Origin of the sequence: uncultured Microbacterium sp., assembly GCF_937927635.1 — a bacterium.
Classification (GTDB): domain Bacteria; phylum Actinomycetota; class Actinomycetes; order Actinomycetales; family Microbacteriaceae; genus Microbacterium.
Window position 1 is genome coordinate 177,858 of sequence record NZ_CALBRW010000016.1, and the last position, 20,796, is coordinate 198,653.

At 63.0% G+C, this 20,796-nt stretch carries 19 protein-coding genes; 15 read left to right on the forward strand and 4 right to left on the reverse strand.

Going from position 1 to position 20,796, the window contains the following annotated elements:
* Positions 1 to 25: 25 nt before the first annotated feature.
* Positions 26 to 682, forward strand: a complete 657-nt coding sequence (locus Q0568_RS05540) for a hypothetical protein (protein WP_298863503.1) — start codon at positions 26 to 28, stop codon at positions 680 to 682.
* A complete protein-coding gene (locus Q0568_RS05545) occupies positions 679 to 2,331 on the forward strand; it encodes a TIGR02391 family protein (RefSeq protein WP_298863507.1) in 1,653 nt (550 codons plus the stop codon). Before Q0568_RS05540 ends, Q0568_RS05545 begins: the two co-directional genes overlap by 4 nt.
* On the opposite strand, the gene Q0568_RS05550 is transcribed toward Q0568_RS05545, so the two are convergent.
* On the reverse strand, positions 2,328 to 3,470 hold the full coding sequence (locus Q0568_RS05550) for a DNA cytosine methyltransferase (protein ID WP_298863509.1): 1,143 nt from the start codon (positions 3,468 to 3,470) through the stop codon (positions 2,328 to 2,330). The two genes, Q0568_RS05545 and Q0568_RS05550, sit on opposite strands and share 4 nt — an antisense overlap.
* Positions 3,471 to 3,574: 104 nt before the next feature.
* Positions 3,575 to 6,220, reverse strand: coding sequence for a sigma-70 family RNA polymerase sigma factor (locus tag Q0568_RS05555; RefSeq protein ID WP_298863512.1), 2,646 nt, complete (start codon positions 6,218 to 6,220; stop codon positions 3,575 to 3,577).
* A gap of 147 nt (positions 6,221 to 6,367) precedes the next feature.
* Here Q0568_RS05555 and Q0568_RS05560 point away from each other — a divergent pair, with 147 nt between their 5' ends.
* The 11 genes from Q0568_RS05560 (at position 6,368) to Q0568_RS05610 (ending at position 16,355) form a co-directional block, all read left to right on the forward strand.
* Positions 6,368 to 6,724 carry a DUF1156 domain-containing protein gene (locus Q0568_RS05560; protein WP_298863515.1) on the forward strand — a complete coding sequence of 119 codons (357 nt, stop codon included), beginning with the start codon at positions 6,368 to 6,370 and terminating at the stop codon, positions 6,722 to 6,724.
* A gap of 162 nt (positions 6,725 to 6,886) precedes the next feature.
* On the forward strand, positions 6,887 to 7,756 hold the full coding sequence (locus Q0568_RS05565; protein ID WP_298864140.1) for a PD-(D/E)XK motif protein: 870 nt from the start codon (positions 6,887 to 6,889) through the stop codon (positions 7,754 to 7,756).
* Complete coding sequence (locus Q0568_RS05570) at positions 7,753 to 10,794, forward strand: Z1 domain-containing protein (RefSeq protein ID WP_298863518.1); 3,042 nt, start codon at positions 7,753 to 7,755, stop codon at positions 10,792 to 10,794. Before Q0568_RS05565 ends, Q0568_RS05570 begins: the two co-directional genes overlap by 4 nt.
* A 75-nt stretch (positions 10,795 to 10,869) precedes the next feature.
* Positions 10,870 to 11,304 (forward strand): very short patch repair endonuclease, encoded by a 435-nt coding sequence (locus tag Q0568_RS05575; RefSeq protein ID WP_298864143.1) that lies wholly within the window; start codon positions 10,870 to 10,872, stop codon positions 11,302 to 11,304.
* Positions 11,276 to 11,593: a hypothetical protein gene (locus Q0568_RS05580; RefSeq protein ID WP_298863521.1), complete on the forward strand. Its 318-nt coding sequence runs from the start codon at positions 11,276 to 11,278 to the stop codon at positions 11,591 to 11,593. Before Q0568_RS05575 ends, Q0568_RS05580 begins: the two co-directional genes overlap by 29 nt.
* A 9-nt stretch (positions 11,594 to 11,602) precedes the next feature.
* On the forward strand, positions 11,603 to 12,055 hold the full coding sequence (locus Q0568_RS05585) for a hypothetical protein (RefSeq protein ID WP_298863524.1): 453 nt from the start codon (positions 11,603 to 11,605) through the stop codon (positions 12,053 to 12,055).
* A 116-nt stretch (positions 12,056 to 12,171) separates the two neighbouring features.
* Positions 12,172 to 12,507 (forward strand): hypothetical protein, encoded by a 336-nt coding sequence (locus Q0568_RS05590; RefSeq protein WP_298863527.1) that lies wholly within the window; start codon positions 12,172 to 12,174, stop codon positions 12,505 to 12,507.
* 83 nt (positions 12,508 to 12,590) lie between these two features.
* Positions 12,591 to 12,917 carry a nucleotide pyrophosphohydrolase gene (locus tag Q0568_RS05595; protein WP_298863530.1) on the forward strand — a complete coding sequence of 109 codons (327 nt, stop codon included), beginning with the start codon at positions 12,591 to 12,593 and terminating at the stop codon, positions 12,915 to 12,917.
* Positions 12,914 to 14,635 (forward strand): DUF2075 domain-containing protein, encoded by a 1,722-nt coding sequence (locus Q0568_RS05600; protein WP_298863533.1) that lies wholly within the window; start codon positions 12,914 to 12,916, stop codon positions 14,633 to 14,635. The genes Q0568_RS05595 and Q0568_RS05600 overlap by 4 nt, the downstream gene beginning before the upstream one ends.
* 110 nt (positions 14,636 to 14,745) lie before the next feature.
* Positions 14,746 to 15,030, forward strand: coding sequence for a helix-turn-helix domain-containing protein (locus Q0568_RS05605; protein WP_298863536.1), 285 nt, complete (start codon positions 14,746 to 14,748; stop codon positions 15,028 to 15,030).
* Positions 15,027 to 16,355 carry a type II toxin-antitoxin system HipA family toxin gene (locus tag Q0568_RS05610; RefSeq protein ID WP_298863539.1) on the forward strand — a complete coding sequence of 443 codons (1,329 nt, stop codon included), beginning with the start codon at positions 15,027 to 15,029 and terminating at the stop codon, positions 16,353 to 16,355. The genes Q0568_RS05605 and Q0568_RS05610 overlap by 4 nt, the downstream gene beginning before the upstream one ends.
* Before the next feature lie 58 nt (positions 16,356 to 16,413).
* On the opposite strand, the gene Q0568_RS05615 is transcribed toward Q0568_RS05610, so the two are convergent.
* The gene (locus Q0568_RS05615) at positions 16,414 to 16,983 is read right to left on the reverse strand and encodes a TetR/AcrR family transcriptional regulator (protein WP_298863542.1); all 570 of its coding nucleotides are present in this window, start codon (positions 16,981 to 16,983) and stop codon (positions 16,414 to 16,416) included.
* Positions 16,984 to 17,073: 90 nt separating this feature from the next.
* On the opposite strand from Q0568_RS05615, the gene Q0568_RS05620 reads away from it, so the two are divergent.
* Entirely contained in the window at positions 17,074 to 18,069 is a 996-nt protein-coding gene (locus Q0568_RS05620) for an SDR family NAD(P)-dependent oxidoreductase (RefSeq protein WP_298863545.1), read from the forward strand.
* Positions 18,070 to 18,078: 9 nt separating this feature from the next.
* On the opposite strand, the gene Q0568_RS05625 is transcribed toward Q0568_RS05620, so the two are convergent.
* Positions 18,079 to 19,755, reverse strand: a complete 1,677-nt coding sequence (locus tag Q0568_RS05625) for a crosslink repair DNA glycosylase YcaQ family protein (RefSeq protein ID WP_298863548.1) — start codon at positions 19,753 to 19,755, stop codon at positions 18,079 to 18,081.
* Between the two features lie 137 nt (positions 19,756 to 19,892).
* Here Q0568_RS05625 and Q0568_RS05630 point away from each other — a divergent pair, with 137 nt between their 5' ends.
* Entirely contained in the window at positions 19,893 to 20,633 is a 741-nt protein-coding gene (locus Q0568_RS05630) for a dienelactone hydrolase family protein (RefSeq protein ID WP_298863551.1), read from the forward strand.
* Positions 20,634 to 20,796 lie beyond the last annotated feature (163 nt).

The following is a 20,796-nucleotide window of genomic DNA, read 5'->3' on the forward strand; positions in this document are numbered from 1 at the left end:
CGCAGACGCATGCCATGCTGGCCTCATGATCCCTCGGTATAGCGTCGACATCGATCCGCGGCTCCCTTCCGAAGCGACATTCTGGATGCCAAACGTCGAGGAGCTCGCCGAGGAAGATCAGTTGGGCGACTTTCATGATGCGTGGCTCATCGAAACCGACCTCGATGAGGCCACCGTTGTGATAGCCGCCGAATTGGAAGCAGTGACATATGTAGACGGGCACTCCGCCAACGCGGAGGAGTTCGATGAGCTGGCGGATCAGATCGAGTTCGAGCAGCCCGACGTTCCCTCGGATGAGGCCCCGGACTTCTTCACGTCGACAGAAGCCTGGCCGGGGGTCGAAGGACTCGAGCTAGGTGTTGCAGGCATCTCCTATGCGCTGAATGCGATCGGTATCATCACTGCGGCGAGCTGCCGAGGACACGATGCGGAGCACCGTCGATGGTCCGAGTATCCCGTGGTGATCTTCGCCGGAGATAGACGACGTGCGCAGATCGTTCAGCGGTTGGCAATGCAAACAAGCTGCGGTTTCGAAGTAGGCGAGGACAGATCGCAATTTCTTACGTTGTACGCAGCCTCAGTCACTGGCCTCATGGCACTCGCCCAACAGATCATCGATCACGCTGACGAATTCGTCGCGCAGGATCCGAACCAAGCTCAGACGGCTCGAGGCAGATTATGACTGACTTGAAACTGACGTTCGACCCGATGACAATCGAACATCTCGGATTCAAGATGTACTCGCACCTGCCGAACGCTGTTGCCGAACTGATCGCGAACTCATACGACGCGGATGCCACTGAAGTCAGCGTGATCATTGCAGACGACGGACGCTCGATCTCCGTGAACGATAACGGCCACGGCATGTCAATCGACGAGATCCAGAACAACTATCTCCGCATAGGCCGGAACCGGCGCGCATCGGGCACGGGTGATCTCTCGGAGTCGGGGCGACGGAAAGTCGCCGGCAGAAAGGGGCTGGGCAAGCTCTCCGTTTTCGGAATCGGCAACACCATCGTCATCGAATCGAAAAGAGAGGGCTCAGCGCAATCGACCAAGGTCACCATGGTGTGGGATGACATCAGAGCTGCGGCCGATGCCGAGTACCGCCCAAACGTGGACATGCTCGACACAGACAGCGCCGCACACTTCACACGTATCCACGTCTCGGATCTGAGCAGGAAAAGCGAGATCAATCCCCAGCTACTCGCTGAACAGCTGTCCCGCCTGTTCAACTACGCCGACGACGACTTCCACCTCGACGTCCGTCGCGGAAGCGACCACATCACAGTAGACCGCCGCCTCCGCTACTCATCATTCGGAACGGAAGCAACGTGGGAAGTTCCCACAGACTTCCCGAAGTCGAGTAGCAACGCGGTCGGCTTCCTTGTCACGGGTGAGATCTTCGCGTCCAAGCGACCGTTGCCGCCACATCTTCGGGGCATCACGCTCTATGTCCGCGGGCGTATGGCGAACGAACCCGAGTTCTTCGGCGTACCGGACTCGTCGCAGGCGTACGCCTACTTGACTGGGTATCTTGACGCCGATGATCTGGATACTGTCACAGACGTCATCTCGACCGACCGCCGGTCAGTCAGCTGGGAATCCGAGTGGACTGCTGAGTTACAAGCGCACTTGGCCGCGATCGTCCGCGAGGCCGCGGCAAAGCGGCGTGCCCTGCGAGAGCGGGAGAACAAGAAGAAGGTTCAAACGGCCGCCGGCGTTGATATCGAAGCATGGACATCCTCGATCCAGGGCAGAGAATCTGCTGCGGTCAAGCGCGTACTCGAGACCCTGACGTCACCAGACAACGAGATCGAAGACGACGACCGCAAAGAGATCGTCGACAGCCTCCGCGAGATTGCTCCTGACTACGCCGACTTGCACTGGCGAGCACTGCACGAATCGATCCAGGAGGCGGCGGAGCAAGAGTACAAGTCCGGCAACTACCACCACGCAGTAGTCGAGGCAATAAAGCGTTACGTACGAGACGTCCGCTCAGCCTCCGGAGTCTCTGCCGATATGGACGAGCTGGCGGTACTTCAGAGCTCATTCTCGACGGGTGGAAGCGGTACGCCGCGAGTCGACGTAGTCGCTCCCTACATGAGCTTCAGTCTCTCACCCCGAACTCAGAAGAATATCCGTGACGCTCAAAAGACCCTTTCAGAAGCGGCCTGGACTGGCTTCCGAAACCTTATCCAACATGAGGGGGTCCGCGACCTGCTCCAGAGTGGCGTCTTCACTTACCAAGACTGCCTCGATGCGTTGAGCCTGATCTCACACCTGCGCCGTCGCGTAGGCGCCATTGAGTCAGCGACCACCGACACTTAGAGGAAGTCGAGCAGTAGCTCAGCAATCGCCCTCCCAAGCGGAATCGGAACCGCGTTGCCAATCTGCCGTGCGATTGCTGTCTTGGATCCAACGAACTTATGCTCAGGAGGAAAACCCTGGAGTACGGCTGCTTCGTAGTGAGTGATGGCACGGTCTTCGACGGGGTGGAGGTAGCGTCCCTTCTCCGGCTTGAAGAACTCCGTTCGAATCGTCACTGACGGCTTGTCCCAGGACAGACGGCCCATCACATCGGCAGAGCCCGTCGTGTGTTCGATCCAGCATTTCGGGAGCAAGTCGGGCCGCTTCCGCGCCAAGTCAAAGCGGTTCCCTCCCGGATCGATTTCCTTGAACCTGTCCTTCGAAAGCTGCGTGTACCTGCGCCCGAGATGCAAGTCCTTGCGAGTGAACGGACCGGCAAGCTCCTTGCCATCCACCTCAACATGGCGCTCCGACGGCAGATCGATCCCATCCGGCTTGGCAGGGACCTCTGCCTCTTCGAACGCATCTCGCACAGACCGATGTTTTCCGACATGGGTCGGCTCGGGCCACCCCGGGAACGGTAGCGTCCGCAGGTGCCCGATGATGACGGTGCGCTTCCGCGCCTGTGGCGCTCCATAATCAGCGGCGTTCAGCACACGATGTTGGAAGGTATAGTGCTGAAGCTGACCGCCCTCCTCCGTTTCTCTCTTGAAGAGTCCGTACTGCGGGGAGGAGGCAAACGCCGCGACGTTCTCCACCACGAAGTACTTCGGCTTGGCTTTAATGATCGTATCCATGTACTCGCGCCACAGGGCGTTCCGCTCGTCCTCCGCGTCACGCTTTCCGAGTGTGGAAAAGCCCTGGCAGGGCGGACCACCGACGATCAGATCGACCTGCGGTACTTGCTCCGTCTCGAGCCAGTCTTGAATGCTCCCAAAGAAGACGATGCCCTTGCCAAACGTAGCTTCGTAGGACGCTGCAGCAGCCGAGTCCCACTCGACCGCGCGCACAGTCCTGTAGCGGTCGGATGCAGCGTGAAACCCCGCAGTGAACCCTCCCGCCCCAGCGAAGAGATCAATCACTGTGATCTCCGTCGGCTGAACAGACTCACTTGAAACATTCGTGATCGCTGCATCCAGTTGGCGAACTTTACTCTCCACCCTGTACAACGTAGGTGCCTCCCTCCGCGTGTCCTAGCCGGCGCGCCGGCTAGGACAGTATCCGTCCTGTCGCCGGCCTCTCAACGCCTAGTTCCTGCCCTCGTCTACACCTCCAGATAGTCCCGAAGGCTCTGAGACCGGCTCGGATGCCTGAGCTTCTTCATCGTCTCGGCTTCAATCTGCCGAATACGTTCCCTCGTAACTCCAAAAGTGTCACCGATCTGCTCCAACGTCTTCGGCTGTCCATCGCCGAGGCCAAACCGCATGCGGATGACACTGGCCTCTCGCTCGCTGAAGGTGTCGAGAAGCTGCTCGAGCTGACGTTGCAACATCGTGAATTCCAACTGCGAATCGACAGGCACAGCCTCAACATCCTGAAGAATGTCCTCCAACGGGAGCCACAGCCATGTGCCGCTGGGCATCTCAACCGCCTGCGGCGCATCCAACGACAGCAACGGTCGGTCCGCACGCAATATGGTGCGAACTGCCTTGGTATCCACATCGATGGATGCCGCAGCTTCTGCCAGGCGCTCTGCACGGGTTCCGGTCGCTGCGTCCCATGCAGAGCGCAGCTTCGGGAGCTTCTCGATCACGTGCACGGGGAAGCGGATCAGTCGGCCCTTGTCCGCGACCGCACGAGTCACCGCCTGCCGGATCCACCATGTCGCATAAGTCGAGAATTTGTTCCCCTTGGCGTAGTCGAACTTCTGCACGGCGCGGATCAAGCCCAGATTTCCCTCCTGTATCAAGTCGATGAAATCAAGACCGTTGCCACGGTAGGAGCGCGCTATCGAAATCACGAGACGCAGGTTGGCGTTGACCATGTGCCGTTGTGCCAGAGCACCACGGCGGACGAGTGTGATGTAGTCACGCCTCTCCTCTCGAGAAGGTATTGCTGACGGCCGTGCGCTGAGTGCAGCCTCGGCGAGGACTCCGATCTCGATCGCCATCGAAAGCTCGACCTCCTCCGCTGCCGTGAGCAGCGGAGTGCGCCGGGCGAGAATTCCATAGTCGTCCAAGACGCTCCGCACACGGACATCCGCAACGTGAGGATCGGCGAGCGGTTCGTACGGGTCAGCACCAGAGATCACCGCCGAGTAGATCTCGAACTCTTCGCGGGCGTCGTCGTCCTCGCTTTCGGCCTCGATCTCGACTCGGTGTGGATCCTCGTCGGGCGACTCATCTCTCGCTGTGCGAACCGGCCGGACGTGGACCTGCCGATCGGACGCGCGCGCCCCAGTCGCAGCCGCCGCATCCTGAATCTTCAAAGACCGGGCCAGCGCGGCTTGCATCGCATTCAGTCGGTCGACGGTCGACGCGCCAAGCCGCTCCTTCCCCACGTGCGACTCCAGAAGCATGAAGATGCTGGTCTTGATGAAGTCGAACCTGTCGGAATCGTCTTCCAGCACGGCCTGATGCTCGGCATTGAGGTGCACGATTCCGACACGCGGCTCGAACATGAACAGCTGCCCCAAGGGCATTGATTTCCACGCGAAGGAGAGTGCAACGCTGCCGTCGTCCTTCACACCGACCGTCTGCTCCATCACGGTTCGAAGCGCTGCGGGGACACCCTCACCGATGGACGCCACAGGCTGCGCGCTCATCACTCGCTGCCGCGAGTCGGACCACACTTCCCGCGCATCGTCCCAGAAAGAACGGAGAGTGCGGCCGCCCGTCACGGCGCCTTCCAGCGCCTGCAGCGCAGCCGGCCTGAGCACGACTCCACGCTTCTCAGGGTTGATCGACACAGCATCCAGCACGTCGTCGTTGAGGTCCATCACTACCCGGCACAACTGCAGATCCGCGGGCAGATCATTGCGGAGCCCCAACCAGCCGCTCGACTGAAGAAGTCGATCGTTGCGATACACGTAGAGTCCCTGGCTCTCGCGCCTGCTCCGCCCCAACGGCTTCGCCGCGGCGTCCTCTACACCCGGCGGAAGAATCACGCACGACGCCGTTATCGATGCGCCCGACGGCAGTTCGGCCGCGAGGTCGACGGGATAGCCCGAAGCTCCCCAGCGAGTGAACCCGAACGGATCGATCGGCTTCACCTTGCGCGGTGCGCCGGTCTGCGAAGTGTCCTCGTCCATTTCGTCGAGCGTGATCGTCAGCCGACCATCGGCGACGAGCCTGTGGAAGGTCAGGCCGAGTTCATCCCGGACTTGGAGGATCATCGACTCGACCCACCGGCGGCGATCCTGAACCGCAGTCGCGACAGATACCGCCTCAAGATGCGTCCACTCCACAACAGTCCCGGAATCGCTATCGAACCCGCGACGTCTCATCAGCACGTTGGCTGTCTCACTGTCGAATGCATCGGCCACGATGCCGTTCCCGGCCTGCTGTCTGTCGAGTCGCATTGCCGCGGCCGGGGAGAATCCGGTAGCCGAACACACAGTGAGAATCTGCGCCTGGCTGAACGACGCACCTTTGAGCCCCACGCCGAAATGTCCGAGCGAGGATTCGTCGTAGTCGTGCTTCCTCCCCAAGGACATTGCCGATTCCAGTTGCTCGGCTGTCATCCCGCATCCGTCGTCGATGATCCGGATGGCGCGCACAGTCGAGTGCTTTGTGACGAATCGGATGCCCACCTCACTCGCGCCGGCGTCGATGCTGTTGTCGATCAGATCGGCGAGCGCGGACGACAGCGTGTGCCCGCGGCCGATCGCATCAAGGATCGACGCATCCGGGCGCAGCTCTACTGATCGCAATGCCTGAGTCGGCATGTGTTCGTCAACGAACTCGCTCATGCCTGTGATGGTAGCGAGGACCATCGACATGGTGGTCGCCGCGGACTTCCTCGCCCGCCGTCGGGTCCATGCGATAGAAATGAACTACCCCCGGCCTGAGGGACCGCGACCACTGTGCGCGTGGGCCGCAAGAGTAGTGGAGTCGCTGTGCCCAAGAAGAAGCTCATCGAGATCTCACTGCCGCTTGAAGCGATCAACGCCCAGTCGGCGCAGGAGGAGTCGATCCGCTATGGGCGCCCATCGACGCTGCACCTCTGGTGGGCGCGTCGGTCCCTCGCGACAGCCCGCGCCGTGACTCTACTCGTAGACGATCCGGGCGAGAACGCCGACGAGTACCGCATGGAAGCCGAGGCGCAGAACCGTAACGGGCACCTGTACCCGAAAGTGGAGCTGGACGACGACACCGAGGCGAATGTCATCGCGTGGATCTGGGCGCACACCCTCGAGGCTCGTACTTCAGTTCTAGAGAGAAGGCTGAGCTGGATACCTGGGATCAGTAGTTGACCGCTGCAATACGCGACGAGACCGCGCGACAGGAGAGGGAGATGCGTGACAATGACGAACGCCGATGAGCAACCCACTTATTTGGACCCGCGCGCGATCGAGGAGTACTTCAGGCTGGGAGTGAAGACCGCATTCGTCCTTCGCCCCGACCCACCAGTCCGTATGGAGATCGACCCCGGCCACGAGACGATCGAGCTCACGACGCCGGCATCCGGCTCCGACCCCGAGGTCACGTCCTTCGAGCACCTCGCCTTCACCAGGTTCAGGGCGGAAGGGCAGGAGTGGTTCCGGCTCACGGTCAACGCAACCGACATGCACTACGAGGCGTACGTGCTCGTCGCCTCAGTCGCCGACCAGCTGCGCGCAGGCACCTCCTTCCGCCATGCCGTTTCAGAGGCCGTGTTCACGCTCAAAGACCTGCTCGCCAGCAGACGACGCCTGACCGAGGAGAAGGAGCTCGGGCTCATCGGCGAGCTGCTCGTCCTCTCACACGTGCTCGTCGCGGAAGGGGAAGCCGCAGCGATGGCAGCGTGGTTGGGCCCTCTCGCCGAGGAGCACGACTTCGCATTCGCCGAGTTCGATGCCGAGATCAAGACGACGAAGTCCGAATCGCGGACGCATCTGATCGGTTCGGACACGCAGCTCGAGGCTTCTCCCGGACGTCCGCTGTATCTCGTCTCGATCCAGTTGACGCGCGCCGGCAACGCCAACCAAGGATTCGGGTTGCCGACCCTTGTCGACGACATCCGCAACCGACTGGATCAGACGCTCCGCACTTTCGATTCGGCGCTTGAGGGTCTCGGCTGGCACAACGCGGACAAGGACCTCTATCGGAGCCGCTTCATGCACAGGAACGCTCCACGCGCGTTCTTCGTCGATGACGAGTTCCCCGCCATCACCTCGAGCCGACTCGATCAGGTGGTACCGAACCGCCCGTATGTCAGTGGTGTCACCTACCGTGTGAATGTCGCCGATCTCGCGCATGCAGCGATCAGCTCACCCCTTCACGACTTTTGCGAGGTACCCGAATGACCGATACCGTCGACAGCCGCATCGCCTCCTCCACGCGCAAGATCCTCAATCAGATCCGTGACACGGGCCCCGAGGAGCTCGTCTTCCTGATCGGCAACGACCTGCGCAAGACGGAACTGAAGCCGACCGAAGCCGAAGTCATCGCATCCACGACAGTGCCGGAGTTGAACGATCCCACACGTCGTGCAATGCACATGGCACTCGCAGTCTGGGATGCGGCCTCAGCTCCGGATTGGGCGAACAACACCCAACCGGCGACCCCCGATCGTCGCGAGCGGATCTACGAGCTGCTAGAGATCTCCACGCCGGCGCGTGAGGCGCTCGATGCCGCGTTCCCCAGCGCGTCTCAGATGGATGCGATGATCGTCGATCCGAACCACTGGACTCCCTGGTACTCCCAAGATCGTCGCGGTTCTCATGACTTCTACTGGCGCGCATATCGCGGAGTGCTCGAAGGCAAAGGCTGGGATGTCGACGCGCTTACGACACTCGACCGCTCGACTACCGAAATCGTCCAGCGACTAGCCGACCCCAGCGCTTCGAAGGGCTATCAGACCAAGGGGCTCGTCGTCGGGCACGTCCAGAGCGGGAAAACCGCCAACTTCACAGGTATCGTCGCCAAGGCCATCGATGCCGGCTACCGCCTGATCATCGTCCTGACCGGCACAATCGAACTGCTCCGCGGGCAGACACAACGACGCCTGGACATGGAGCTCGTGGGCGAGGAGAACATTCTCGACGGAGTCGATCCGACGAATGCCGACGCGATCCGTGGCATCGATTACATCGGCACGAACGACTCCGACTGGTATGCCGGCAAGTTCCTCAAGCACGGCCAGGACGTCCATTCACTGCCCGAAGTGCCTTCGATCAAACGGCTCACGACGGCCGACAGGGACTACCGGAAGCTCCGGCTGGGCAAAGATGTGCTCGACTTCCGTCGCACAGGAGAGCTTCACGACACGGGAAAGCCCGTCTACGCGCCGGAGAACATCTACTCGGTCGACGCCCGTATCGCGGTGATGAAGAAGAACACCGCGTCGCTGAGGAACCTGCTTCATGACTTGCAGAACATTCGCGCCGACGGCAAGGAGATCCCTGCGCTCATCATCGATGACGAGGCTGACCAGGCGTCCGTCAACACCGTCAACCCACGGTCGAAGAAGGAAGTCGCGGCAGAGGCGAAGCGCCGCTCGACAATCAACAAGCTGATCGCGCAACTCCTCCAAGAACTGCCCCGCGCACAGTACGTCGGATACACGGCGACACCGTTCGCCAACGTGTTCATCTCACCAGACGACTCCGAGGACATCTTCCCCAAAGACTTCCTCGTCAGCCTGGAACCGTCGAAGCAGTACATGGGGGGTCGCTACTTCCATGATCTGGGTAGGGTGGACGACGACGACAAGGGTGACCCCGCGTACTCGAACGAAGCAGCGTTCGTGCGTAATCTCGAGGCCGACGGGGATACCGACCCCGACGCTGAGGAGACGGAGATCCAGTCAGCGCTCGACGCATTCATCCTAAGCGGCGCGATCAAGAAGTGGCGTGAGTCGATCAGCGGCGAGTACACCTATCGTCACCACACGATGCTCGTGCACGAGTCCGTGCGCACGGCGGAGCAGGCCGACCTCGCGGAACGTTTCCGCGAGGTGTGGAGGACAGCCGGCTACAGCAGTCCTGCTTGTCTCACACGACTGCGCGAGATGTATGAGGAGGACTTCGTCGCCGTGCACGATTCCCGTGACGGCTGGGCGGATCTTCCAATGCCCGATGACTTCGACGATCTGAAGCCCTGGATCGGCGAGGCCGTCGATGCCATCACGGCCGACGTCGACCCTGTCGTCGTCGTGAACGGCACCAAGGACAGCGACTACAACGCCATGGATTTCCAGCTGCGCCCGTACTGGCGGATCATGGTCGGAGGCGCGAAACTCAGCCGCGGGTTCACTGTCGAAGGCCTCACAGTCTCGTACTACCGACGACGCGCAACCGCAGCGGACACACTGATGCAGATGGGTAGATGGTTCGGATACCGCCCCGGGTACGGTGACCTGGTTCGGCTGTACATCGCTCGCAACATCGTCGATAGTCGCGGAAAGTCCTACGACCTGTACGACGCCTTCACGTCGATCATCGAGGACGAGGAGGAGTTCCGCGCACAGCTGCGCAAGTTCGCGGAGATTCAGGAGGATGGACGCCCTGCCGTTCGTCCCATCCACGTGCCTCCACTGGTGTTCCAGCAGTTCCCGTGGCTGCGTCCAACCGGAACCAATAAGATGTACAACGCCGTGCTGAAATATGAGGGCGACGGCGGGACTGTGAAGGATTTCAACGGCCACGACCGCCGTGAGGACGGTTCCCGGAACCAGAAGCATTTCGCCGCGATCAAGCCCCTTCTTGCAGACTTGTCAGAGCCGCAGGCGTTCAAGGGTGTCAACGGCACGTCGTTCAACGCACGCACGGGCAAGGTCTCGACGGAGGCTGTATTGGCCGCTCTGCGGGAGATCACGCTGTACTCGCCGGATCAGTTGAACCCGACGATCCACATGATCGAGAAGGCCGAGCAGGAAGGAACGCTCAAGGACTGGGCTGTGGTCGTCCCGGAATTGGGGAGCGACTACCAACGAGTCGTCGACGGCACAAAGATCTCCTTGGCCGAGCGTCAGCGCCGCAAGGACCGGCCGGGCTTCGCCGGTAGCGAGCGCCGCCATCGTGCGACGCTGGAAGTCATTGCCCAGAAAGCCGATCGCACGGTGGATGCCGGCGAGAATGCGGACGATCTCGCAACCGATACACGTGGAGCGCTCCTCCTGACTTTCACATACGATCCAGAGCTCACCGCCGATGAGGTCGCCGAGGGGCGCGCCGACGCATCGCGCATCAAGCGCAGCGCCTGGCCTGCTGAGATGCCGTCGGCCGACGTCGCCACGCTGCTCTCACTTGCGATGCCGTACAAGTCCGCGCCACGTGGCCGTATTGGATTCGGTGTGCGGCGCGAGGATGATCCCGACGTCGCCATCGTCGACGCCGACTGACGTTATGGGTGTGACCATGTAGGTATGCCCTCAGCAATGGAGTCCTGGGCGTCCAGCCCAGGCGTCGCGAAGTCGATGCGTTCCAATCGACGTCGCGACACCACGCCCGAGCTCGCGCTGCGGAAGCTGCTGCACGCTCAGGGCTACCGGTACCGCGTCGACTACGCACCACTGCAGACGCAACGACGCCGTCGAGCCGACATCGTGTTCACCAGGTGGCACCTCGCCGTGTTCGTAGATGGCTGCTTCTGGCACGGGTGCCCGCTCCACGCGACTCATCCCGTCACGAACCGCGAGTACTGGGACACGAAGCTCGCGCGGAACATCGCACGTGATGCCGAGACCACGGCGATGTTAGAGGAAGCCGGCTGGGCCGTCCTCCGGTTCTGGGAGCACACATCGGCAGAAGACGCTGCGCGATGCATCAGGCGAGAGCTCGAACTGATGCGATCATCCGACGATGTTGGGAGAATGGTCCACGATGATGAGCACACTGAACCTGTTCGATGACCCCGAGGACTCTGCGAGCATCCCATCGAAGCCCCAGCCGATGCACGAGGCTCAGCGGAACGAGATCCGAGGGCTCTTCGCAACGCTCGGGCTGTCTACCGCACGCGAGCAATTCCATTTGGTCGAGGAGCTCATCGGGGTCCGGCTGAAGGCCGTCGCCGAGCTGACCATGTCAGATGCGCAACGGCTGATCCTACGCCTGCGAGGTCGAGCCGCCATCCACGGTCGATCGAACACCGGAAACTCTTGGGCCGACCGCGACGAGGACACCTGGATCGACAGGCTGTAGTCTCCCGACATGCCCGATCGAGACCTGAACGAGCGCGTGACACGTTACTTTCCATACCTTGCTATCGAACTTCGTCTGGCAGGCATGGTGGATGCGGCGGACCGCATCGACGCCACGCCCTCCGTGCGTCCTCGACCGCTGCCGGTCGACTTGAAGAACATCCTGCAGTCAGGGATCCAAGCTAACGTCGGGATGGCTTTCACCGTCGAACGAGAGCGTCGCATCCTCGAACTCCTGGAGCGTCATAAGCTGCTCGATTTCGATGGAGACGCGCTCGACGCAATCGACGAACTGATCATGCTCCACGAATGGGTAGTCAGGGACGTCCCGAACGCCTTTGGAGAGGGCCCCGGCGTCGATCGTGCTCGATACGATCAGCTATTCGAGCATTTTCACTCTTCCGTCGGTGCATCCGCATTGCTGTACGTTCTGGAATCGCCACGGCCGGCGGCTGCCGCATAGGCAGACCGCTTATGCCGCCTGTTCGTAATTCGGTAGGAACGTTGAGCCCCGGTTCCTGGTGTCGGAAGCCCCTCCTACGATCTGAGCCAACCATCGTGGGGCGATAGGAGATCACCATGAGCACTGTCGAATCGGCAAAGAACCAGGACCCGACGCTCTACTGCGCGTACTTCGGTGGTCCACGAGACGGCTTCAAGACCGGCGACCTGCCCGCACCGATGTCAGGCAAAAATCTGACCGGCATGATCTCCAAACTGCCGCTCAGTGAGCCCTACTTCTACAGCCTCTACGCCGTGTACAAGTGCACGAGTGAGACCCAGATCGACGGGTTCTGGGAGTTCCACTTCATCGGCATGGAAGGCCCCGAGGGCGAGCAGTTGGTCGCCACACACAAACCTGACGTAGAGGTGCGGCGTGCCCACGATGCCGAGAAGGCGCTCAGCGACGAGTAATCCGCGATCACGGCTCGAACAGTGACGCGGCACTGACAGACGCGCAGACCACGCGACTCTCCGACCCTGCTACCGTGCATCCCATGCCCTCCCCCGCAACTCTCGCCGCGCTCCGAGCCTTCGTCGCCGAGCGTGAATGGGACCAGTTCCACTCGCCCGAGAACCTCGCCAAGAGCATCTCGATCGAGGCCGCCGAGCTGCTGGAGCTGTACCAGTGGGGCCAGACGCCGAACCAGGAGCGGGTGGAGGAAGAGCTCGCCGATGTGCTCACCTACTGCATCCATCTGGCGAACAGGATCGGCGTCGACATCGACGAGATCATCCTCAGCAAGCTCGAGAAGACCCGCGCCAAGTACCCTGTCGAGCTCGCGAAAGGACGGATGGTCAAGTACACGGAGCTGGAGCCATGAGCGTCAGCATCCAGCGCATCCCGTTCGACAAGAATCGCGTCGATGACTGGGCCAAGCACAACCAGCCCCTCACCAACTGGCCCGTCGTCTACGTGCTCGACGGCGAAAGCCGGAACAAGAAGCTCTATGTCGGCGAGACGACCGGCACGCAGAAGCGCATGCGCCAGCACCTCGCAAACCCGACCAAGAAGGGCCTCACCGACATCCGCGTCGTGATCGACGAGCACTACAACAAGTCGGTCTGCCTCGACCTGGAATCGCACCTGATCCGCTGGTTCCACGGCGACGGCCAGTACGAGCTGCGGGGCGGCAACGACGGCCTCACCGACGCCCGCTACTACGACCGCGAGCTGTACCGCGAGTCCTTCCGCGAGGTGTTCGAGGCGCTGCGCGCCGAGGGTCTGTTCAGCCGCAGCATCCCGCAGATCGAGAACAGCGATCTGTTCAAGCTCTCGCCGTTCAAGGCGCTCACCGACGATCAGGCCATCGCCGTCGAGGACATCGTCGACGGCCTGCTGAAAGACCTGCGCGACCCGACGCGCACCTCCACTCTCGTCGTCGAAGGCGCACCCGGCACCGGCAAGACGATCATCGCGATCTTCCTCATGAAGCTGCTCGCCGACATCCGCGACTTCACCGATCACGACGACGTCGAGCCCGACTCGATGTTCGCGGAGTTCTTCACGCCCGAGAACGCCGACGCGCTCAAGGACCTGCGCATGGCGCTGGTCATCCCGCAGCAGTCGCTGCGCCTGTCGGTCAAGAAAGTATTCCGGAAGACCCCGAAGCTCGACCCGTCGATGGTGCTGACCCCGTTCCAGGTGGGGGAATCGGATGCCGGATTCGACCTGATCCTGGTCGACGAGACCCACCGGCTCAACCAGCGCGCGAACCAGGCATCCGGCGTGCAGAACAAGAAGTTCGGCCTCATCAACCAGGCGCTGTTCGGCGCCGACAACCCGACCTACACGCAGCTCGACTGGATCAAGGCCCGCAGCCGCCACCAGTTGCTGCTGCTCGACGGCGAGCAGACCGTGCGTCCGCACGACCTCTCGCCAGCCACCCTGGGTGCCGAACTGACCGCGGCGAAGAACACTCACCGGCACTACCCGCTCACCACTCAGATGCGGGTGCGGGCCGGCGCCGACTATGTCGAGTACATCCGGATGCTGCTGCGCGGCGCACCCGTGCAGCGCCCCGATCTCGGCGACTACGACCTGCGGTTCTTCGACGACCTCGGCAAGATGCGGCAGGCCATTCGCACCCGAGACCGCGAAGTCGGGCTGTCGAGGCTGGTGGCCGGATACGCGTGGGACTGGGTGTCGAAGAAGGATCCGGCATTCTTCGACATCGAGATCGACGGCGAGCGGATGCGGTGGAACAGCACCGACAAGGACTGGATCAACTCCCCGGGCTCCCTGGACGAGGTTGGTTCGATCCGCACCGTGCAGGGCTACGACCTCAACTACGCCGGCGTGATCATCGGCCCCGACCTGCGCCTGTCCTCCGACGGCGAGATCGTCGCCGACCGCGATGCGTACCGCGACAAGAAGGGCAAGGAGAACACCGGGCACCTGAAGGATGCCTTCACTGATGCCGACCTGCTGGTGTTCATCCACAACATCTACGGCGTGCTGCTCACCCGCGGGATGCGGGGGACGTACGTGTACGTGTGCGATCCGCGGCTGCGGGAGCGGATGCGAGGGCTGCTGGCCTGAGCGGCCTGACGGTGTCCGCGTTGACGTACACCCGTCGCTATGTCAGAATATTCGTACGGCGTCATGGATGTCTGAGTTCTCGTACGCATAAGCACAGGAGGGAGCTCCCCGTGCTGGTGAACGTCTCACGCGATTGGGCGAACATCGTCCGCGATCGCCGCTTGGAGCTCGGTCTGACCCAGGCCGACCTCGGACAACGGGTCGGACGCGCCCGCCAATGGGTGGTGCGATTCGAATCCGGCCACGCCGGAAGCGCGAGCGTCGACAGCCTGATGGCGGTACTCAATGCACTCGATCTGTACGCCGCGGTCGATATCGCAGAAGACGACGTCGATCCGGATCCGATGTTCATGGATGTCGTCGACCCATGGGAGCCGCCGAAGGCACAGCCATGAAGCTCACCGCCTACCTCAGCGGACAACGCATCGGTTGGTTCACGCAGCAGGACGGCGGCGACGTCGCGCTCGAGTTCGATCCAGCATGGCAGCGTGATGCCGGACGCCTCGAGCTGTCACTGTCGCTGCCGAAGAGCCGACGCCGGCATTCCGGTGACGCACCCGGGAACTTCCTCTGGAATCTTCTCCCCGACAACTCCGAAGTGCTGGAACGTTGGGGACGCTCATTCGGCGTCTCCCCGCGCAACCCGATGCGCTTGCTTGCGAACGTCGGGTCGGACGCGGCCGGCGCCGTGCAGCTCGTCGACTCGACCCAGTGGGATGGTCCGGAACTCGACGGGCAGGGCGACGTCGATTGGGTTGACGACACCGTCATCGCATCGCATCTGCGCGCACTGCGAGCCGATCCCTCCGCGTGGGTGGCGTCAGAACATGAGGGTGGCTACTTCTCGCTCTCGGGAGCCCAGTCGAAGTTCACCCTCGTCCGCGGCCCGGACGCGTGGGGATTTGCGAATGGTCGAGCCGCGTCGACGCATATCGTCAAACCGGGCGTGGCGGGACTCCGCCGCGGTGATCTGAACGAGCACCTGACGATGCGTGCGGCACACCACCTCAAGATCGATGTCGCGCGCAGCCGAATCGTGCATTTCGAAGACGAGAGCGCCATCGTCGTCGAGCGTTTCGACCGGTATCGGCAACACGGCGAACCGGCGGCGGATTCGGCGATCGTCCGCAGACACCAAGAGGACTTCGCCCAAGCGACGGGCACGCATCCGACCGCGAAGTATCAGAACGAGGGCGGTCCGGGCATCGCCGCGATCTCCAGGCTCATCCTCGACTCCTTCGGTCCTGCCGCCCCCATGGAGGCGCTGAAGTTCTTCGACGCGACGATCTTCAACTGGGCCGCGCTCGGCACCGACGCCCACGCGAAGAACTATGCAGTGCTGTCCTCGACGACTCGAACGGGATGGCCTCGCCTCGCGCCTCTGTACGATCTCGGCTCGGCACTGGCATACCCCGAGATCAACAGCCGCAACGCAAAGCTCGCGATGTCGTTCGACGGCCACTACCGCACCTTCGAGATAGAGCCTCGACACATCGTGCGCGAGGCGAGCGTCTTCAACGATGTTCTGGGGCGGGGAGCCACGGAAGACTGGGTGCACTCGCGCGCACGGACATACGTCGACGGGTTGCCGGACGCGCTGAGCCTTGCGGCTGAGGAGGCTTCGCTCGACGGGGAGGAGCGACGCTTCGCCGCTACTCTCATCGAGCGAGCAAGCGAGCGCACTCAGCAGCTGAAGCGCCAGCTCGAGCAGCGACCGTGAACTGCCGCGCCCTTCTCGACTCGCCCTGACCTACGCCGCCGGCTGAGAGCAGCTCGGGCTACCGCCCGATCCCCCGCATCATCACCCGCACTGTCTGCTCGATCCGCTGCGCCGCCAGCGGCTTTCCGAGCATCGCCGCGTAGCTGGCGATGGCGACGAACTGGTCGGCGATGACCTCGGCCTCGACATCCGCTCTCACGTCACCGGCATCCACCGCCGTACGCAGACGGCGCAGCACCCAGTCGCGGATGGGCGCCGCCAGGCGCTCGTTCAGGCGGGTGCCGAGTTCGGCATCCGTCGCCGTCACGGCGATCAGGGCGCGGGCGACAGCCGAGCCCTCGGGGTGCGACAGCGACGACGACACGGCAGTGAACCACGCGCGCAGGTCAGCGGCAAGGTCGTCTGTGAAGGGAACCTCGATGTCTCCGCCGGGCAGCGAGCCCTCGAGCAGGGCCTCACCGAGGATCGCTGCCTTCGACGGCCACCATCGGTAGATCGTCTGCTTGGCGACACCGGCATCCGCCGCCAGGCCCTCGATCGTCACCGCGGCAAAACCCTCCGCGGCGAGCGCGGAGCGCATGGACGACAGCACAGCCTGGCGGGCTTTCTCACTGCGGGGGCGGGGCACGGATCAAGGATACCGAGCGTGACGAAAAATAACTGGACGATGCGTTGCGTTATACGTAAAGTGGAACCACCCGACAACCAAGGAGCACTCATGGCACTGACCGCGCAGTCCACCATCGGCGAGTGGATGAACGACGCCGCCGGCGGCCCGCTGATCACCGGCCTGTTCGAGAAGACCGGCGCCGACCCGGCATTGCTCACCCCCGTGCTCGGGCTCCCCCTGCAGCAACTCGTCGCGATGAGCCAGGGCGCCCTGCCGCAGACCGTCGTCGACGACCTGGTGCGCGCCGCCAACGACGGGGTCATCCCCGAGAGCGACGAAGCACACGGCTGGGTCGAGAACGTCACCTCCGGGCGCTTCGCCGGAAAGACCGTGATCGTCACGGGAGCGGCATCCGGAATCGGCCGAGCCTCGGCATCCCGCATCGCCCGGGAAGGCGGCCGGGTCATCGCCTCCGACATCGCCGCCGACAAGCTCGACGCGCTGAAGGCCGAGTTCCCGAACATCGTCACCGTCGCGGGCGACCTCACTCAGCAGGACGCCCTCGACGCCGTCATCGCCGCCGCCGGCGACCGCATCGACGCCCTCGCCAACGTGGCCGGCATCAACGACGACTTCTCACCCGCCGGAGAGACGACGGATGCCGTGTGGGACCGCGTGATCGCGATCAACCTCACCGCGCCGTTCAAGCTCATGCGCGCCGTGCTGCCGATCATGGAGCAGGCCGGCCGCGGCGCGATCCTCAACGTCTCGAGCGAGGCCGGGCTGCGCGGCAACGCGTCGGGCAACGCCTACACGGCCAGTAAGCACGGCATCATCGGCGTCACTCGTTCGGCCGCTGTCATGTACGGTCCGAAGGGCATCCGCGTGAACTCCGTCGCCCCAGGCGGCGTGGCCACCGGCATCCCGATGCCTCCGCATATGTCCGAGTACGGCTCCGAGCGCCTCGCGCCATTCCAGCAGGCGATCCCTTCGGTCGCGACCGCCGAGCAGCTGGCCGCGTCGATCACGTTCCTGCTGTCCGACGACGCCGTCAACATCAACGGCGCTGTGCTCGCATCCGACGGCGGGTGGTCCGTGCAATAGCAGTCAGCTTTACGGCAAGTAGTACCGCGCTGCTCGCCGCTCTCCCCGAAGCTCAAGAGCTCCCTCGTCACGCATCCGAAGCAGCACTCGCCTTGCCGCTTCCGGGGCTGTCCCGCTCAGCTCGGCGGCCTCACTCCTGGAGATGCTGCCGTTCGCCTGTACATAATTCAGGATCATCTGCCGTTGCTGTGGCTCATCGAACGCCCGTACACGCACGTACCCAGCGGCACTGGCCAGGCGCCGGTATGTCGCAGCGCTCAACGTGTACTTTCGTCCGCGACCATCACCCCTCATCTCAATCAGGCCCTCCTCCAGATGAGTCGCCAATCTCGCCTTGGTCCACACGAGCGGTCTTTGAAGGATGTCGGCGATATCCGCGGCAGATAGGCGCGGGTCCTCCTTGAGCGCTCGCACGATCTGAAGGTCGACCAGGTCGAACCTCCGACCGGCTCGGTCGTCATGTTCCACGACGAAGCGAACAAGGTCGCTGTCAGTGCCGCCGAGCTGCATCGACACCGAAACGCGTTCTGCGGACGAGCGCGTGTAATCCGGCTCAGGGCGCCCAGCGCGCAGGCTTGCTTCGAAAACCCGGTTGATCCCCCGACCGGCCCGATCGACGATCCCCGCGCGTTTGAATGCTTCCGCAAAAATGCGGCTGCGCGGGTTGCTGCTCTCAAGGAAGTTCTCCAACGTCACGCCACGGGGGAATCCGCCAGGACTGACGATCGTCAACTCATCATCCGCGACCTGGACGGACACCATGCCCATCCGGGTGTAGTCGCGGTGCACGAGAGCGTTGGCTACGAGCTCGCGCGCCACGACTTCCGGTATGCGGTCTATCCCCACACGGATCAAGCCGACCATGACCTCATCCTGGGAGTTCACGGACCGAAGAAGGTCGTAGAGTCGCTCAGCCGATCGCAGCAGAGGCGCGGCCGCGATCTGGTTCTGGATGACGACACCGCGCTCGAGCACTTGGAAGGCCGTCTCGTGCGTCGGCACGAATCTCCGGATCGCCCCCTCATACCCGAAAAGGAGGATCGCCCCTCGCTTCAGAAGCAGCCTGCCCTCGCGCCTTTCCGCGACCCCGAGCGCGCTCAGCAGTTCTTCATCGCCCAGTTCGGACATCACATCCGTTGAACCGCTCGCGGCCGCCGCGAGGGTCCTGAAACGCTCGAACTCTGCCGGGTCAAGATCCCCGAGGCTCGCACCGGGCTCGGGTATGGCCGCGAAGTCCACCTCGCCTCGCGAGATGCGATCCGCCAGCATCTCATGTGCGAGAAACGGCAGACACGCCGGCCGTCCGTCCGATCCGAGTCCACGCCTCACGTACAAGCCGTTGCGCGTGCCCACGACAGTTTCTGACGATGCAACACTGACGACGATGACCGACTTGCCCTCGACGTCAAGAATCTCAACATCGGGAACGACCTGCGGGACCGTGTTGTTGGCCACCATCGCCCTCACACGAATCGGGTCGGTGACCTTGCCATGCCGCGGACGCGCACCGGAGACTGTCCCATCATCTTCAACGCCGATGAAGAGACGTCCACCACCCCCGTTCGCCAAGCAGACGACGGCCTCCACCACGCTCGAGTCGCTGAACGGCTTACGCTGATCGGATTTGAACTCGGCATCGAGCTCTTCACCTCCGGCGAGAACTCGCTGCACCTCATCCAGATTCATTGGATAATTATGACATAGTTATGAACTTTATGCGTCACGGTATGAATCAGTCCAAAGGTTTCATACCTGACTCCATATCCGACGGGCGACTCCGACCGACCACCGGCGTAGGCTCCCGCACAGACGAAGGAGCGCGCATGCCCATCGAGAACGTCGCGATCGACACGGCCGACGGCGTCGCGGAGGCCTACCTCGCCCGGCCGGACGCCACACCGACGACAGACCGGCCCGGTGTCCTCCTCTACATGGACGCGTTCGGCCTGCGCCCGCAGATCGCGACCATGATGCAGCGCATCGCCGACTGGGGCTGCGTCGTGCTCGCCCCGAATGCCTTCTACCGCGGCGGCAGCATCGCCGACATCGCCCCGACCGGCGACCTGCACGATCCCGAGGCCAGGCAGGCCGCGTTCGAGAGCATCGGCCCCCTGCTGCGCTCGCACACCTCGGAACAGGCGGCGACGGATGCCGACGCCTACCTCGCCGCGCTCTCCACCTACAGCCAGGGCTCCTTGAGCACCGTCGGCTACTGCATGGGCGGGCGCCTCGCGCTGCGCGCGGCGGCGCAGCATCCCGAGCAGGTGCAGTCCGTCAGCATGTTCCACGTCGGAGGGCTGGTGACGGATGCCTCCGACAGCCCGCACCTCGGCATCCCGAACCTGCGCGCCCGGGTGCTGGCCGGCTATGCCGACAACGACCGCTCCATGACTCCGGATGCCGTGGCGACGGTCGATCGGATGCTGGAGGAAGCCGGCATCGCGCACGACACGAGCATCCGTCCTGGCGCGCCGCACGGATACACGATGGCCGACACGTCCTCTTACGACGAGGCCGCGGCGCAGTGGCACTTCACGCGTCTGCGGGAGTGGCTGCAGGGCTGACGCGCCGGCCCGTCACCAGCAGCACTTCGAACACCTGAGGATCTCCCGTCCGTCAGTCCTCCTGCACAGTCTCGAACTACAGGAAGTTCTCCCCAGCCTCGAGGATCTCAGGACGTCATCGTCGGTGGCCCGGGTGAGAGTAGGTGCCCTGATCACCTGCATC

Bases quoted from the DNA above. Each gene is read 5' to 3' on its own strand.
- Q0568_RS05625 (WP_298863548.1), bottom strand. From the start codon at position 19,755: ATGAATCTGGATGAGGTGCAGCGAGTTCTCGCCGGAGGTGAAGAGCTC.
- Q0568_RS05570 (WP_298863518.1), top strand. From the start codon at position 7,753: ATGACCGATACCGTCGACAGCCGCATCGCCTCCTCCACGCGCAAGATC.
- Q0568_RS05545 (WP_298863507.1), top strand. From the start codon at position 679: ATGACTGACTTGAAACTGACGTTCGACCCGATGACAATCGAACATCTC.
- Q0568_RS05575 (WP_298864143.1), top strand. From the start codon at position 10,870: ATGCGTTCCAATCGACGTCGCGACACCACGCCCGAGCTCGCGCTGCGG.
- Q0568_RS05565 (WP_298864140.1), top strand. From the start codon at position 6,887: ATGGAGATCGACCCCGGCCACGAGACGATCGAGCTCACGACGCCGGCA.
- Q0568_RS05610 (WP_298863539.1), top strand. From the start codon at position 15,027: ATGAAGCTCACCGCCTACCTCAGCGGACAACGCATCGGTTGGTTCACG.
- Q0568_RS05630 (WP_298863551.1), top strand. From the start codon at position 19,893: ATGCCCATCGAGAACGTCGCGATCGACACGGCCGACGGCGTCGCGGAG.
- Q0568_RS05595 (WP_298863530.1), top strand. From the start codon at position 12,591: ATGCCCTCCCCCGCAACTCTCGCCGCGCTCCGAGCCTTCGTCGCCGAG.
- Q0568_RS05620 (WP_298863545.1), top strand. From the start codon at position 17,074: ATGGCACTGACCGCGCAGTCCACCATCGGCGAGTGGATGAACGACGCC.
- Q0568_RS05540 (WP_298863503.1), top strand. From the start codon at position 26: ATGATCCCTCGGTATAGCGTCGACATCGATCCGCGGCTCCCTTCCGAA.
- Q0568_RS05600 (WP_298863533.1), top strand. From the start codon at position 12,914: ATGAGCGTCAGCATCCAGCGCATCCCGTTCGACAAGAATCGCGTCGAT.
- Q0568_RS05585 (WP_298863524.1), top strand. From the start codon at position 11,603: ATGCCCGATCGAGACCTGAACGAGCGCGTGACACGTTACTTTCCATAC.
- Q0568_RS05580 (WP_298863521.1), top strand. From the start codon at position 11,276: ATGATGAGCACACTGAACCTGTTCGATGACCCCGAGGACTCTGCGAGC.
- Q0568_RS05590 (WP_298863527.1), top strand. From the start codon at position 12,172: ATGAGCACTGTCGAATCGGCAAAGAACCAGGACCCGACGCTCTACTGC.
- Q0568_RS05555 (WP_298863512.1), bottom strand. From the start codon at position 6,220: ATGAGCGAGTTCGTTGACGAACACATGCCGACTCAGGCATTGCGATCA.